Here is a 16,412-nt window from a genome sequence, read left to right as displayed (position 1 = left end):
CACACCCTGCTGGCGGCCTATGGTTCGGATTATCTTGAATACCATGGTCAAGAATGTCAACAAACTGCTGGTGGCGAATCGCGGCGAGATTGCGCTGCGTGTCATCCGCACCGCACAAGAGATGGGCATCCCCACCGTTGCTGTGTACGCCGAGCAGGACCGCGGCGCACAATACGTCGATATGGCCGACGAAGCCTACCTGCTGCGAGGAGACTCCTACCGGGCCTACCTCGACGAGGATCTCATCATCGAGGTGATGCGGCGCAGTGGCGCCGATGCAGTGCACCCCGGCTACGGATACCTCTCCGAAGTGCCGTCTTTCGCCGAAAAGGTGACGAAGGCCGGTGCCACCTGGATTGGCCCCAGCCCTACCGCCCTCACCGATCTGGGCGATAAGATCACCGCCCGCAGGGTCGCCAAGCGAGCTCACGTTCCACCGGTTCCGGGTCTTTCCGAACCGGTCAGCGACATGCGTGAGCTGCTCACTTTCGCGCAGACCAACGGCTACCCGGTCATGATGAAGCGCACCGACGGCGGCGGCGGCAAAGGCATCACGTTGGTACACAACGACGACGAGCTGCGTAGCTTCTATATGAACCATGACGCGCTCGAGGGCGGCGACCTCGACGAATACTTCATCGAACGCTTCATCGACAAGGCGCGTCACGTCGAGACTCAGTCCGGCCGCGATTCCCACGGCAACTTCACCGTCTACTCCACGCGTGACTGCTCCGTGCAGCGCCGTAACCAGAAACTCATCGAAGAGGCTCCGGCGCCTTACCTGACCGACGACGAGCTGGACCAGCTTGAACGTTACTCGCGTAGCCTGTTCAGTGCGGTTGATTATGTCGGTCTGGGCACCTGCGAATTCATGGTCACCGAACAGCACAAGGTGTATTTCCTCGAGGTCAACCCACGCCTGCAGGTCGAGCATACCGTCACCGAACAGGTGTGCGGTCTGGATCTGGTGCGTGAACAGATCAACATCGCCAACGGCGAGAACCTGACCCAGGTGCACGAAAACCACGGTCATGCCTTCGAACTGCGCATCACCTGTGAGGATCCGGCCAAGAACCTGACCCCCAGTTCAGGCACCATCGAAAGCCTCAACTGGCCTTCGGGCGCCGGCATTCGCGTGGACTTCGGCGTCAAAGTGGGAGATACCGTCTCTCCCAAGTTCGATTCGATGATGGGTAAGCTTGTTGTCACAGCTCAAGACCGTCCCACGGCTGTGGCCCGCGTGCGCCGTGCCCTTCAGGAATTCAAGCTGGAAGGCGTACCGACCCCCAAGGCGTTGTTCGAACAGATCTTCAACGATCCTGAGTTCACCGCCGAGCGTGACGAACAGGACTTCGACGTATCCACCAAATGGTTGGAGCGCAAGTACCTGAACCGCAAGCCCAGCAACGCCGGTAGCGGGCAGCCCGCCTCCCTGAGCGGAGATGAGGCTCCCAAGGCCACCGCCACCGAGTCGTTCGCCATTGAGGTGGACGGTCGGCGCATCAAGCTCACCGTGCCGCGTGACGTGATGGAAGACCTTACCGATTCCGGGCGTCCGCGAGGGGTCAAACGCCCCAAGCAGCCGCTGCGTGGCGGTTCTGCAAGCAGTGCGGGCACCGAGACCACCGTGGTTGACGACGGCAGCAAAACCGGCGTTATTGCCTCGCCCATGCAAGCCATCGTCACTCGCGTCAACGTGGCCGAAGGCCAGAAGGTCGCCAAGGGCGATCTGCTCGCCGTACTCGAATCCATGAAAATGGAGAACTACGTGTACGCACCGGTCGGCGGTACTGTGGAGAAGATTCTTGTAACGCCTTCCGAGTCGGTGAATGCCGGAACCACGCTCGTCAAGCTCGATCTGGGGCACCAGTCCCAAAGCCAAAGCGCCGACTCTGCGTCCAAGGAGGAAAGCCGATGAGCGAGAGTATGACCGCCGCTTCGGCACAGACCGCCACTGCGGCCCCATCCCCGGCCAAGCAACCTGTCCGCGCCGCCGTGGCTCGAGCCGCGGAACTGGCGCGAGAAGCCGAGAGCAAGGCTCATGACCGCCAGCACGCCAAAGGTAAGTTCACCGCGCGTGAGCGCCTCGACCTGTTGTTCGATCACGGCACATTCCATGAGATCGGCCGTTTTTCCGGCGGCAACATCAACCAAGGCATTGCGGGATCGGCGGTTATCACCGGTTTCGGAGAGGTATATGGTCGCAAGGTGGCTGTGTACGCGCAGGACTTTTCCGTGCGCGGCGGCACGTTGGGACATGCCGAAGGTGAGAAGATCTGCCACTTGATGGACATGGCGCTCGATTTGAAAGTGCCGGTTGTGGCGCTCATCGACTCAGGTGGCGCACGCATTCAAGAGGGTGTCGCCGCACTCACCCAGTACGGTCGCATCTTCAAGAAAACCTGTGAGGCCAGCGGTTTCATCCCGCAGCTCTCCCTGATTCTCGGCCCTTGCGCAGGCGGTGCCGTGTACTGCCCGGCACTCACCGACTTCATCATCATGACGCGCGAGAACTCCAACATGTTCGTCACCGGTCCCGATGTGGTCAAGTCAGCCACCGGCGAGACCATCAGCATGGAAGATCTGGGCGGTGGCTTGGTGCACAACGCCACCTCAGGTGTGGCCCACTACCTGGGCGAGGACGAGGCGGACGCCATCGACTATGCGCGCACCGTGCTCGCATACCTGCCCTCCAACAGTGAGGAGCAGCCGCCGACCTACGCGTATGCCAAGAAGCGTGCCGACCGAGACACCGCCGAACGTCTCAACTCCATCATGCCCGAGAACGAACGGCAGCCTTACGACATGCTCGAAGTTATTCGCTGCATCGTCGATTATGGCGAGTTCGTGCAGGTACAAGAGCTTTACGCCGCATCCGCCGTGGTGGGACTGGCATGCATCGATGGCCGCAGTGTGGGCATTGTGGCCAACCAGCCCAACGTGCAGGGCGGTATCCTCGACGTGGAATCCAGCGAAAAGGTAGCCCGGTTCGTGCGCCTGTGCGACGCATTCAACCTGCCTGTCATCACCTTGGTGGACACACCCGGATACAAGCCCGGCAGCGACCAGGAGCACGCCGGCATCATTCGCCGTGGTGCCAAAGTCATCTATGCCTACGCCAATGCGCAGGTGCCGATGATCACCGTGACGCTGCGTAAAGCATTCGGCGGTGCCTACATCGTCATGGGTTCCAAATCCATCGGTGCCGACGTCAACTACGCATGGCCTTCCAGTCAGATTGCCGTACTTGGCGCACAGGGTGCGGTCAACATCATCCACCGCAAAGACTTGCACAAAGCCAAGGAACGCGGTCAGGACGTGGAAGCGTTGCGTGCGCAATATATCGAGGAATACGAGAGTGAGACGCTCAACGCCAACCTGTCGCTGGAAACAGGGCAGATCGACGCGATGATCGACCCCGACCAGACGCGTGACGCCATCTGCGAGTCGTTGAAACTCCTTGCTACCAAACGTCGTGTGAGCCGTACCGGCAAGCACCACGGAAACCAGCCGATGTAGGGTTTTGGCGGCGTGCTCAAAAAATGCGCATGTCCGCCCAAGTCTCACTGGCCGTGCCCTACACTTGCCCTATACACACTTATCATTGAGAAATCCCATATACCAAAGGAAGATAATGACCGATAACACGTTCTTCTTCAACCGCCTGAGCCAAGAGCCGCACGCGCTCGCCTTCGGCGGCCAGTCCACCCCTTGGACGGTGGCTCTGGACGACGAATGCACCGACCCGGCGCTTGAATCCAAGCTGCGTGAACATGCCGAGGCTTCCGAGCGTCTGCTGTCCGCAGTCACCCCCGACCTGCTGGCCACCATGGGCGGCAGCGTCGACCTGTTCGGTTTCGACGCCAATCCGGCACACCTCGGTGAGGCGGCTGAGGCTGCAGCCAGCGTTCCAGGCATCGCCCTGTCCCAGCTCGGCGCCCTGATTGACGCTGCCGGCTTGGGCTACGATGTGGCTCAGGCACACCCGGTGGCGGTTCTTGGCCATTCCCAAGGCATCATCGCCGAGCATATGGTCGCTGCCATCGAGCACGCTGGCTCCATCGATCAGGCCAGTGGTGCCATCGACGAGATTCTGGCCATCGCACGCCTGATCGGCGCTGCGGGCACTCGTCAGGCTCGTCTGCTGCCCATCTCCAGCAAGTCCGGGGATGCCACCCCCATGTTGTCGGTGCGCGGAGCCACCAAGCGTCAGATCGACGCCCTCATCGCGCGTGTAGCCAAGCCGCGTGGCCCCATCGCCATCGCCGTCACCAACGCGGTGGACAACCACGTGCTTTCCGGCCATCCCGAAGATCTGGCCGCTTTCGCCATCGAAGTCGGCAAAGAGCATGCTCACCAAGACAAGCTGCGCAAAGACAAGGTGCGTGGTGGCGAAGTCTTCGATCCCACGCTCGAGTATCTCGAAGTCACCGTGCCCTTCCACTCCCCGCTGATGGCCGAGGCCGTCGAATCTGCGGTGGCGTGGGCCAAGGCTTGCGGTCTGGACGCAGAGCGTGCCCGTACTCTGGCTGATGAAGTGCTGGTCAACCATGTGGATTGGGCGGCTCGCATCAATGCGCTGCTCGACTCCACCGATCCCACCAAGCTGTGGATCGTGGACATGGGCCCCGGCACCACGGTCGGTAAGCTCGTCGGCTCTCTGGTCGAAGGCACCGGCGTCGGCGTGGTCGAGGCCACGCGCGGCGAAGAGCGCGCGGCACTTTCCACGCTCGACGAGGAACCCGCCCGCACGCAGGACTGGAGCAAGTTCGCCCCGAGCGTCATCGACACCCCGGCAGGCGAGAAGATTCGCACCAAGTTCTCCGATTTGACCGGCAAGCCCCCGGTGTTGCTGGCAGGCATGACCCCCACCACCGTGGACGCCGAAATCGTGGCCGCGGCCGCGAACGCCGGCTACTGGACAGAGATGGCCGGCGGCGGCCAGGTCACTGCCTCTATCTTCGACCGTAACGTGGCTGAGCTTGAGGAGCGTCTTGAAGAAGGGCGCACCATCGAGTTCAATGCCATGTTCATGGACCGTTACTTGTGGAACCTGCAGTTCGGTCCGGCAGGCATCGTGGCCAAGAAGCGCGACTCCGGCACCCCTATCGACGGTGTCGTCATCTCCGCAGGTATCCCCGAACTCGACGAAGCCAAGCAACTGGTATCCTCCTTGCGTGAGCAAGGCTTCCCCTACGTGGCCTTCAAGCCCGGTACCGTGGATCAGATTCGTCAGGTGGTGCGCATCGCCAAGGCTGTGGCACCTGTCACCATCATCGCCGAAGTGGAAGGCGGCGCCGCCGGTGGCCACCACTCGTGGGAGTCGCTTGACGCTCTGCTGCTCGATACCTACGCCGACGTGCGCGACTGTGAGAACCTGGTACTGGTTGCCGGTGGCGGCATCGGTACGCCAGAGCGTGCTGCCGACTACATTTCCGGACAATGGGCCCAGACCTACGATCGGCCGAACATGCCGGTGGATGGCGTGCTCATCGGCACCGCCGCCATGACGGCGAAGGAAGCCCACACCAACCCTGATGTCAAGCGCATGCTTGTGGCTACACCCGGCATTTCACCGACCCCCGATGGTTCCGACCCGTTCGCACCGCTCGGTGAGAACTGGGTGCCCTCCGGTCAGGTGGCAGAGGGCGGTGTGGCTTCCGGTCTGAGCCACTTGCACGCCGATATCTACGAGTTGGAGAATGCTTCAGCTCGCTGCGGTCGTTTGCTGGTACGTGTCATGAAGCACCCTGAGGAGCTGGAGACCCGCCGCGACGAGATTATCGAAGCGCTGGGCAAGACCTCGCGTCCTTACTTCGGCGACATCGACAAGATGACCTACATTCAGTGGGCCGAGCGTTTCGCCGAGCTGTCCTTCCCCTGGGCCGACCCGACCTTCGCGGATCGATTCCTGCACTTGCTGCAGCGTATCGAGGCTCGCGTGTGCGAGCAGGAGTCCGGCAAGTTCGCTTCGCTCTTCTCTTCACGCGCCGACGTGGAATCCGACCCTGCGGCCGCTATCGAACGTCTTGCCAAGGCATACCCGAGCGCAGCTGAGCTCATCGTCTCTCCGAGCGATGTGGCTTGGTTCACCACGCTTGTGCACGAATTCCACAAGCCCATGCCCTTCGTACCTGCCATTGACAACGACCTGCTGCGTTGGTGGGGTCAGGATCAGCTGTGGCAGTCCGAAGATCCGCGATATTCCGCTGATTCTGTGCGCGCTATTCCGGGACCGATCTCTGTGGCCGGCATCACCACCGTGGACGAGCCTGTCGGTTCCATCCTCGGCCGTTTCGAAGCGGCAGCGCTGGAACGCGCCAAGTCACTCGACCCCCAGGCGCGTCCTCAGACCGCGTTTGCTGAGCTCAGCGCCGCAGCCGATGCCGAAGAGTATATCCGTCGTTCCCCGAACATCTCCTGGGTCGGCCACCTCATGGCCAATCCTGCATTCGGCACACAAACCGGCGACCAGTACTACGAGATCAAGCCTGCTGGCATTGAGGGAGGCGTGCAGAAGTTCGACCTGGACATCCACCTCGACACCTTCTGGGACAACGATCCCGACGGAGGCTTGGACAAGCACGCGGTGCGTGACATCGTCATCCCGCTCAACCTGCGCCCCGAATCCTCCGGCCTGTTCCCGGTAGTGGACCGTGAGCGCCTGCCGCAGCACGTCTACGCCATGCTTGCCGACACGGCCGGCATCGGCAACACCGCTGTCACTGGTGACAAGCTTGAGGCTATGCCGCAGATCGAGCTGGTGGGCGATAAGAAGGTCTATCCCTTCGGTCGTTCGCACTCCAAGTACACGCTGTCCGCCAACCTGGGCTATGACCACGAGGCGGCAACCGCAGGCAATCTGCCCGGCAGCCTGCATGCTTCGCGCATTGCCCCTGACGCGTTGGTGGGGCCGGCATGGCCTGCCATCTATGCAGCTCTTGGTTCCGTGTATGTCCACGGTTTCCCGGTCATCGAAGGCCTGCTCAATGCAGTGCATCTCGACCACTTGATTGAACTTGAAGTTACTGAAGAGGAACTGCTGAGCCACGTCGGCGAAAGCGTCAGCCTGATGAGCTGGGCCGAGGATTACTTCGAATCCGCTTCGGGACGTGTGGTCACCATTCATGTCACACATACCGCCGCCGACGGCACAACGCTGGCGCACGAGGTGGAACGCTTTGCCATTCGCGGCCGTGCCTATTCCGAAGAACTGCCGACTTCCGCTCCCGATTATGGCGACTACCTGAGCTATCGCAAGCGCTGCTCCGGTGAAGGCACGCCGTTCGAACACAGCGAAAGCGAAGACCTGGTGGCTTCCACGCCGCGCCGTCTCATGCGCCGTGTCACGTTGACCGCGCCGAACGAGATGACCGCGTTCGCACGCACTTCGGGCGACTTCAACCCCATCCATACCTCGCACCGTGGTGCCGGTGTCTCGGGTCTCAAGGCGCCGCTGGTGCACGGCATGTGGCTGTCTGCCGCCGCTCAGCATGTGATGCAGGCCAGCGACGAGAAGGGTGCCCACTACGAGATTGCCGGCTGGACATACAACATGTACGGCATGGTGCAGCTTGGCGACAAGGTTGAGATTTCCGTAGAGCGCATTGGCAAGATTCGCCACGGCGGCATGCTCATGGAGGTCACCTGCCGCATCGACGGAGACCTGGTATCTCGCGGCACTGCAGCAGTACGCCCCGTGCGCACCGCTTATGTCTACCCCGGTCAGGGCATTCAGCAGCAGGGCATGGTGCTCGATGAGCGTGCCAAGTCCACTGCCGCCCGCCAGACGTGGGAGCGTGCCGACAAGCTGACACGTGAGAAGCTCGGCTTCTCGATTCTTGCCATCGTGCGTGACAACCCCACCACGCTCACCGCCAACGGTGTGACGTACCATCATCCGGACGGTCTGCTCAACCTTACTCAGTTCACCCAGGTGGCGCTTGCCACCGTGGCGTACGCGCAGACCGCTCGCCTGCGTGAGTCCGGTGGCGATGTATGGCCCGCCTACTTCGCCGGCCATTCGCTGGGCGAATACAACGCGCTCAGCTCCTTCGCCGGCATCATTCCGTTCGAGACGGTGCTGGAGCTCGTCTTCCACCGTGGCTCCGCCATGAACAGCCTGGTGGAGCGCGACGAGAACGGCCGTACCAACTATCGTATGGCCGCACTGCGTCCCAACCAGTTCGGTGTGGGCGACGACGGCGTGGACGAGTACGTTCAGTCCGTGTCTGAGGCTTCCGGCGAGTTCCTGCAGATCGTGAACTACAACATCGCGGATTCGCAGTACGTGGTGGCAGGCACGCTTGCCGGTCTGAAGGCCTTGGGCGAGGACAGCGCCCGCCGTGTCAAGGAATACGGCGGCAAGGGCGCCATGATGTACGTGGCAGGCCTCGATATGCCGTTCCATTCCAAGATGCTGCGCGGCGGCGTGCCGGACTTCCGTGAGAAGCTCAACCAGCTGCTTCCGGAACATCTGGACTACTCGCGACTGGTGGGACGCTATATCCCGAACCTCGTGGCTGCTCCCTTCGAGATGACGAAGGAATTCGCGCAGAAGATTCTCGACGTGGTGCCCTCCGAGCAAATCAAGGCCGTGCTTGACGACCCACAGTTGTGGGACTCCTACGCCGCCGACGAGCAGAAGCTCGGCCGTCTGCTCTTCACTGAGTTGCTGGCTTGGCAGTTCGCTTCTCCTGTGCGTTGGATCGAAACCCAGGCACTCATGTTCGGTGATCGCTCCCAGGGCGGTCTCGGCGTGGAGAGCTTCGTGGAGATTGGCTTGGGCAACCAGCCCACCATGGCCAACATGGCTGCCAAGACCTTGCGTCTGCCGGACTTCTCCGGTAGCCATGTTGCCGTCTACAACCTCGGTCGTGACGAGGGGCGTGTCTATATGACCGACTCCGACTCACTCGTGCTGGACGATGAACCTGAAGTCGAAGCCGCGCCTGCTACAGGCAACGCTGAAACCGCTGCAGCTGTGCCAGCCGATTCAGCTCCCGCCGCTGCCGCAGCTGCGCCTGCCGCGGTCGAAACTGCGGTCCCGGTCGCTGCTTCCGGTGAACGTCCTGCAGACCTGCCCTTCAAGGCATCTGACGGCATCGCCACATTGCTGGCCTACGCCGCCAAGGTGCGCCCCGATCAAATCGGTGAATCCGACACCACCGACTCGCTCACCAACGGCGTCTCTTCTCGTCGCAATCAGCTGCTCATGGACATCAGTTCCGAGCTGGGTGTAGCCAGTGTCGACGGTGCTGCGGAAGCTTCGATCACCGACCTCAACGCGCTGGTCAACAAGGTGGCGCCAAACTACAAGGCCTTTGGTCCGGTGCTTTCTGACATTGTGCGAGACCGTATTCGCGGTCTCTTCGGCGCTGCCGGCGTCAAGCTGGCACAGGTGGAGAAGCGCGTGAGCGACACGTGGCAGCTCGGTCCCGGCTGGGTATCCGCTGTGCTGTCGGCTCTGGTGCTCGAGACGCGTGAAGGTACGTCGTCGCGTGGGGGAGACCTCGCCAGCCTCGGTTCGGATGCGGTTTCGAACGCAGCTGCAGCCAACGCGCTTATTGACGCCGCTGTGCAGAAGGTGGCTTCCGATCATGGCGTGGTCGTGGGACTGCCCAGTGCCGGTGGTGCCGCAGGTGGCTCCGTGGTCGATTCTGCCGCACTCGACGCATTTGCGGCCAAGGTCACCGGATCCAACGGTGTACTGGCCTCCACCGCACGTTTCGTGCTCAACGAGCTTGGTGTGGTCGCTCCGGCTCCCGAAGCTGACGAGGACGACAATTCCGCCGTGGTGAATGCGGTCGAGGCCGAGCTCGGCTCTGACTGGGTTTCCCAAGTTGAGCCGCGCTTCGATGAGCGTAAGGCTCTGCTGCTCGATGATCGTTGGGCTTCGGCTCGTGAGGATTTGGCTCGCCTGTATTACAACCACGATGAGCGCGTCAGTGCGTTGAGCTTTGTGGGTGCAGGTCAGACTGTGGCCGAACAGGCGCAGTGGTTCGCTGCCAAGGCTCAGGCCGATGGCAATGCCGCTATGGCGGAAACCTTCACCCGAATTGCCGGGCAGGCGTCTTCCCAGCCCAGCCAAGACCCTGCTGCCTCGCGCTTTGCGGGTGATGTGGCCGTGGTCACCGGTGTTTCCTCGCACTCTATTGCCGGCCAGGTGGTCAGCGGTCTGCTGGCAGGCGGCGCGACCGTGATTGCCACTTCGCACAGCTTCAGTCAGCCGCTCAAGGCATGGGCTGAGCAGACTTATCGTGAGCATGCGGTGGGAGATGCCAAGCTGTGGGTGGTTCCGGCCAACCTGTCCAGCTATCGCGATGTCGATGCGCTGGTGAAGTGGGTGGGCACCGTCTCTAAGAAGACGACCGGTGCCACCACCACCATTTTGAAGCCGGCATATGAGCCGAGCCTCTTCTTCCCGTTCGCAGCTCCTGCCATGCACGGTACGATGGCCGATTCCGGCGGTCTCTTCGAGTCCCAAGCGCGCCTCATGCTCTGGGGTGTGGAGCGAGCCATCACCGGTTTCGCAGCCTTGGGTGCCGACACCGACGTGCAGCACAAGCTTCACGTGGTGTTGCCTGGTTCTCCGAACCGCGGTGTGTTCGGCGGTGACGGTGCGTACGGTGAGGTGAAGTCCTCGTTCGATGCCATCGTGACCCGTGCACACGCCGAAAAGGACTGGTCCGGCCGTGTCACCTTCGCTCACCCGCTTATCGGATGGGTGCGTGGCACAGGACTTATGGGCGGCAACGATCCGCTGGTCGACGTGGTGGAACGCCACGGCATCCAGACGTATTCCACCGACGAGGTGGCGGTCAAACTGCTCGACATGGCATCCTTCGATTCCCGTGCCAAGGCGGTCGAAGCTCCGTTGAGCGCCGACCTGACCGGCGGTTTGGGTTCCGAACCGATCGACATCGTGGCGTTGCGCGCCGAGGCTGAGGCCGATGAAGCCAAGGCACAAGCGCAGACCGCCGTCGAAGACGAACCGCAGAGCACCAATGCCAACGGTGCCGCCATGCTTATCAAGGCGCTGCCCACCCCCAAGCCTCCGCGTCAGGCCGAAATCGATCTGGCCGATTGGCAAGGTGTGAGCGCCCGTCCTGAAGATGAGATTGTCATCGTCTCCATCGGCGAGCTCGGCACTTGGGGTTCCGGTCGTACTCGCGCCGAGGCCGAACTTGGCATCCATCCCAGCGGTGAGGTTGACCTTTCCGCGGGTGCTGTGCTGGAATTGGCTTGGAACATGGGTCTGCTTGAATGGCAGGACAGTCCTGAACCGGGTTGGTACGACAACGACGGCACCTTGGTTCCCGAAGTCGACATCGCTGAACGTTACCACGACGAGGTTGTGGCACGCTCCGGCCTGCGTCCCTTCGAAGACGAGATGGGCCAGGATTATCTGGACGACACTGTCTCCGGAGAGACCGAGATCTATCTCGACCACGAGGTGGTCTTCTCGGTGCCCACCGAGGAGATGGCGCAGCAGTATGCCAAGATCGACCCCGAGCACACCGCCTTCGAGCAGGACGGCGAATCGGGCGAATGGACGGTGACCCGTCAGCCTGGCTCCATGATTCGCGTGCCCAAGCGCATGGCCATGACCCGCACCGTGGGCGGCCAGTTCCCCAAGGGCTTCGATCCGGTCAAGTGGGGTATCCCCGCTTCCATGGTCGGCGAGGTTGATCAGATTGCTCTGTGGAACATCGTCACCACCGTTGATGCCTACATCTCAGCGGGCTTCAGCCCCTCAGAAGTGTTGCAGACCGTCCATCCTTCGATGGTGGCGAGCACGCAGGGCACCGGTTTCGGCGGCATGGCATCCATGCGCAAGCTCTACCTCGATCGGTTCCTGGGGCATGAGATTCCCACCGATATCCTGCAGGAGGCGCTGCCCAACGTGGTGGCCGCCCACGTCATGCAGTCCTACATCGGTGGTTACGGCGACATGGTGCAGCCCATCTCGGCTTGCGCCACCGCAGCGGTCTCGCTCGAAGAGGGCGTCGATAAGATTGCGCTGGGCAAGGCCGACTTCGTGGTCACCGGCGCCATCGACGACATCGGTGTGGACTCGGTGATCGGCTTCGGCAACATGGGTGCCACCGCCGATTGCAATGTGATGTATGGCAAGGGCATCTCCGACCGCTTCTTCTCGCGCTCCAACGACCGTCGTCGTGACGGCTTCGTGGAATCGCAGGGCGGCGGCACCATCCTCGTCACTCGCGGTGACATCGCGCTGAAGATGGGTCTGCCTGTGGCTGCAGTGGTCGGCTATGTGCACAGCTTCGCCGATGGTGCCCACACTTCGATTCCTGCCCCCGGTCTCGGCGCGCTCGCCGCAGCCCAGGGTGGTAAGGATTCCAAGCTGGTGCGTGACTTGGCCAAGCTTGGTGTTTCGCCGGACGAGATTGCCGTGGTCTCCAAACACGACACCTCCACCAATGCGAACGACACCAATGAGTCCGAGCTGCACAACACCGTGGCGCATGCCATCGGCCGCACGGAGGGCAACCCGCTGTTTGTCATCTCGCAGAAGACCCTGACCGGCCATGCCATGGGTGGTGCTGCTATCTTCCAGATTGATGGCCTCACCCAGCTCTTCCGTTCCGGTGTCATTCCGGCCAACGCGTCGCTTGAGTGCGTTGACCCGAAGCTGGAGAAGGACGACCACATGGTCTGGCTGCGCGAGCCGCTCAAGGTCGGCGCAGTCAAGGCTGGTCTGGCCACCTCACTGGGCTTCGGTCACGTCTCCGGGTTCGTGGCGCTGGTCAGCCCCGGTGCCTTCGAGGCGTCGGTGGCCAAGTATGCCGGTGCCGGTGCGCTGGAAGATTGGCGTCGTCAAGCCAACGAGCGTCTGGCCGCTGGTGAGCGTCATCGTCTGATGGGCATGATGGGTCAGGCTGCTCTCTACGAGCCGATTGACAACCGTCGCTTCCACGAGGATTCCAAGTCCTACAACGCGCATGAGGTCGAGAAGCAGATGCTCCTCAACCCGGATGCTCGTTTGGGAGCCAACGGCTACTTCGAGTAAGGTCGGCCAGCGGCTGCCTGGAGTTGTCTAGGTAGATAACGCAGAAGCGGATAACGCAAAGGAGGAGCGAGCACCTTAAGTGGTGTTCGCCCCTCCTTTTGTTATGTCGTTACTCAGATAAGGCTACTGTGTATGTGGTTTGGTGAATATATGCGGGTTCTGCTAAAGTGTGAGGTATTGTTTGTGGTGTATAGCACATAGTGGTTGGTGTGCGTTGGCAAGAATGGGACGTAATTATGGCTCGTATGGGTGCGAAGCGGCGTGTGGTAGCCGCATCAGCTGCGGCTGTGGCGTTGGCTGCGGTGCTTGGTGTGTCGGCGTTTGCCTCGGCCGACGTTACTGGTGACTCCGCGATTCGCGGGGGGGGGGTAATGTAACTGCCTCTTCGTTAAATGATGTTGCCGGGGCGCAGGCAGGTGGTTCCCTTATAGGAAGTGGCTCAACGAAGGGGTTGCAAGCTTCGACATTGTCAGGAGGGACGACTCTTCCGGGGTATGAGGGCGAGTTTTCGATGTCCCCCGACAAAGGACCGGTTGCAGGCGGCAACACGGTTTCGGTTACGCAACCGGTCGGTGTGAAGATCAAAGACGTGTCGGCGGGTTATCTCCACACTCTCGCGCTCGGTGCAAACAACGTGACGTATGCATCCGGGCACAACAACAAAGGGCAACTCGGCGACGGAACCACGACGGATCGCACTGCATTCGTCGAGGTGAATATGACCAAAGTGCCCGCGAATGTCCATTTCACTCGCATCGAGGCCGGCTATGACAACGATCTTGCTGTTGGGTCTGACGGCAATCTATATGCCTGGGGAGATATCAACAGCAGCACGATGCCGATTCGTGTGAATATGCCGGCAGGCGTATCTTTTACTAAAGACAGCGCCATCAGCATCGGTGGCGGGCACGCGCTTGCTGTCGGTTCCGATGGAGTGACGTATGCCTGGGGAAGTAACTTCTGGGGGCAGTTGGGCACGGGAAACACGGCTGAGACGGTGGATCCCACGCCGGTGAACGCGCCTTCCGGAGTGAAATTCGTGCAGGTCAGCGCGGGCTATGTCCATTCGCTGGCCATCGACACGGACGGCAGGATTTATGGCTGGGGCGCCGATGATTACGGGCCGTACCTCAACAACACGAGATACTTCCCTTCGAAGCAGCTGTCTCCGGTTGCCATAAACAATCCTGCCGGAGTCAGGTTCTCCCAAATAAAGGCGGCTGCCGCGAATGATGTCAACTACACGGGTTGCACGGGAGGGGACAGCAACACGTGCTACAGCGAGTATGCGTTGGCGCTGACTGACAGTGGCGATGTGTATTCATGGGGAAGCGACATCTACGGCAACTTGGGCCGCGGTGGCACTCCTCGATATGGCCCGGTGGCGAATGACACCACACCGGTGAAGATCACCGTGCCGACGACCAGCAAAATCACTCAGATCGACAGCAAGGTGATGCATTCGTCGGTTATCGACGCCAATGGCCGTGGATATAGCTGGGGAACAGCCGCTTCCGGGCAGCTTGGCATAGGTGAGGCGACCGTTTCACAGACGACTCCAGTGGCGATCAAAATGGATGCGGGGAAGAAATTCCTCAAAATAAGCTCGGGTTGCAGCCAGAAAGTTGCGATAACGGATGACAACGTTGGCTGGTCGTGGGGCGGCAATATCTATGGTGAGCTTGCGGACACCACCATCAACAAAGGCACGGGTTCGGGTCTCGTTCCGGATAAGGCTGCGAAGTCGACGCCGGGTCCGATTCCGCCGGCGCTGAGAGTCGATTCGGTCACGTTCGATGGCACACCGGGAACGGACCTGAAGTGGGATGATGCTTCTAGCACCTACAAGGTTAAGACGCCGGCCCATGCCGCGGGTGTGGTCGACGCGGTCATCACATATGTTCACGGTTTGGAAACGCAGACGGCTACGGTTTCGTATGAGTATCTTGCCGATGTGCATCTAATATACGATGTGAATGCGCCTGCTGGGCGTGCTTCGTCGGTGAGCCCGTCGCCGGTTACGGTGTCGTCGGGGTCCGTTGCGGCTGACGGTTCCGGTTGGACTGTCGGTGACAGCTCGAAGGTTCCGGGTTATGTGTTCCTGGGGTGGAAGACGACGAAGGTCGGTCCGGTGCGTCCCGTGTATCAGGGTGTGGCGTATGCGGATCCGGTGGGTGAGCCGGAGGCTGAGGGGTATGATTTCTCGACTGTGCTGACGAGGGACGTGACGGTGTATGCGCAGTGGAAGGCCGACCCGCAGGCGATTTCTTATGATGAGAATGGTGGCACGGGAGATGGTAACCGTTACCTGTCGAAGGGGTCGACTGATCAGACGGTGAAGGTGGCGGGTGCCACGTGGTTTACTCGTGATGGGTATGCTTTTACGGGTTGGAATACGCAGGCTGATGGTAATGGTATGTCGTATCAGCCGGGTGATTTGGTGCAGTTGCCGGTTGGTGGTGTGACCCTGTATGCGCAGTGGCGGATAGTGCAGTATGCCTTGCCGTTCACGGGCGGTCAGGGTTTGGTGCTCTCGGTGTTGGCGGCGGTGGTTTTGCTGGCCGTGGCTGCTGTGATTCGTGCATATCGTGATCGTCGTATGGTTCGGTGATGTTCGGTCAGTCTGGGTGTTGACGCAACATAACCGTCGCTGAACGAAGCTGAGCGTCGGTTATGTTGCGTTTGGTGCAGAGTGCGCGGCTGAACCGTCGCTGAGCTGGTGTGAGTGTCGGTTTTGTTGCGTTGTGTGGGGTATGTGCAACGCAACCGATGCTGAGTGAATGCGGGAGTCGGTTGCGTCGCGTTGAGTGGTGGAGCTGCGCCTAAACCGACGCTTATTGAATCCGAGCGTCGTTTCTGTTGCGTTCGGTGTAGGAGTCGCACCATAACCGACGCTGAGACGATGCTAGCGTCGGTTATGGTGCGTTAAGTGGTGGAGGTGCGCCATAACCGCGACGCTGGGCGAGCCGCCCAGCCTGGCATCCAGCCGTTATGGTTGCTACATCACCAGTGGGAAGCCTTGGGTGAGTACGAGCCCCAGTGCGAAGACGACAACACCGAGCACTACGGGAATCCACAGCACCTTGACGTCGGCCTGTCCGCGCGACTTCTTGGCGAATCCCATCTCCGCCAACCCGATGAACACCAACGCCACCACGATTTTGACCACGAGCAGCACCGGGTTCTTCTCCCAGCCGTGCGAGAACAGCAGCACGCCGCTCAGCAAGATGAGCAGATAGCATACGCGCGCCACCATCGCCCAGATTTTGCTCTGCTTGGGACTGGTCAGCAGGCCAAGTACCACCGCCACAATCAACACCACACCTACGATAAAATGCATCCAAGGCCAGACCATATTCACTCCTCGTACTTCTCT

5 protein-coding genes and 2 pseudogenes are annotated in these 16,412 nt (G+C 61.0%); 6 read left to right on the top strand and 1 reads right to left on the bottom strand.

What is annotated here, in order from left to right:
- Positions 1–43: 43 nt before the first annotated feature.
- From AC3B5A_RS03755 to AC3B5A_RS03730, 6 genes and pseudogenes are all read left to right on the top strand, one after another.
- Entirely contained in the window at positions 44–1,918 is a 1,875-nt protein-coding gene (locus tag AC3B5A_RS03755; protein ID WP_489760400.1) for an acetyl/propionyl/methylcrotonyl-CoA carboxylase subunit alpha, read from the top strand.
- 8 nt (positions 1,919–1,926) lie between these two features.
- Positions 1,927–3,519, top strand: a complete 1,593-nt coding sequence (locus AC3B5A_RS03750; protein WP_489799268.1) for an acyl-CoA carboxylase subunit beta — start codon at positions 1,927–1,929, stop codon at positions 3,517–3,519.
- Between the two features lie 115 nt (positions 3,520–3,634).
- Positions 3,635–10,010: pseudogene (locus tag AC3B5A_RS03745) on the top strand (fatty acid synthase subunit beta domain-containing protein); the annotation flags it as partial.
- Between the two features lie 86 nt (positions 10,011–10,096).
- Positions 10,097–13,036 (top strand): annotated as a pseudogene (locus tag AC3B5A_RS03740) (beta-ketoacyl synthase N-terminal-like domain-containing protein); the annotation flags it as partial.
- Between the two features lie 236 nt (positions 13,037–13,272).
- Positions 13,273–13,413, top strand: coding sequence for a hypothetical protein (locus AC3B5A_RS03735; RefSeq protein ID WP_489799001.1), 141 nt, complete (start codon positions 13,273–13,275; stop codon positions 13,411–13,413).
- 89 nt (positions 13,414–13,502) lie between these two features.
- Positions 13,503–15,647 carry an InlB B-repeat-containing protein gene (locus AC3B5A_RS03730; RefSeq protein ID WP_489798999.1) on the top strand — a complete coding sequence of 715 codons (2,145 nt, stop codon included), beginning with the start codon at positions 13,503–13,505 and terminating at the stop codon, positions 15,645–15,647.
- A gap of 387 nt (positions 15,648–16,034) precedes the next feature.
- Here AC3B5A_RS03730 and AC3B5A_RS03725 read toward each other — a convergent pair whose 3' ends face one another.
- Positions 16,035–16,391, bottom strand: coding sequence for a DUF1516 family protein (locus AC3B5A_RS03725; protein ID WP_489798997.1), 357 nt, complete (start codon positions 16,389–16,391; stop codon positions 16,035–16,037).
- Positions 16,392–16,412: the final 21 nt, after the last annotated feature.

This window comes from Bifidobacterium sp. ESL1133, from assembly GCF_058107325.1.
This window is presented reverse-complemented; position numbering and strand designations above follow the sequence as displayed.

Bases quoted from the DNA above. Each gene is read 5' to 3' on its own strand.
- AC3B5A_RS03735 (WP_489799001.1), top strand. From the start codon at position 13,273: ATGGCTCGTATGGGTGCGAAGCGGCGTGTGGTAGCCGCATCAGCTGCG.
- AC3B5A_RS03725 (WP_489798997.1), bottom strand. From the start codon at position 16,391: ATGGTCTGGCCTTGGATGCATTTTATCGTAGGTGTGGTGTTGATTGTG.
- AC3B5A_RS03755 (WP_489760400.1), top strand. From the start codon at position 44: ATGGTCAAGAATGTCAACAAACTGCTGGTGGCGAATCGCGGCGAGATT.
- AC3B5A_RS03750 (WP_489799268.1), top strand. From the start codon at position 1,927: ATGACCGCCGCTTCGGCACAGACCGCCACTGCGGCCCCATCCCCGGCC.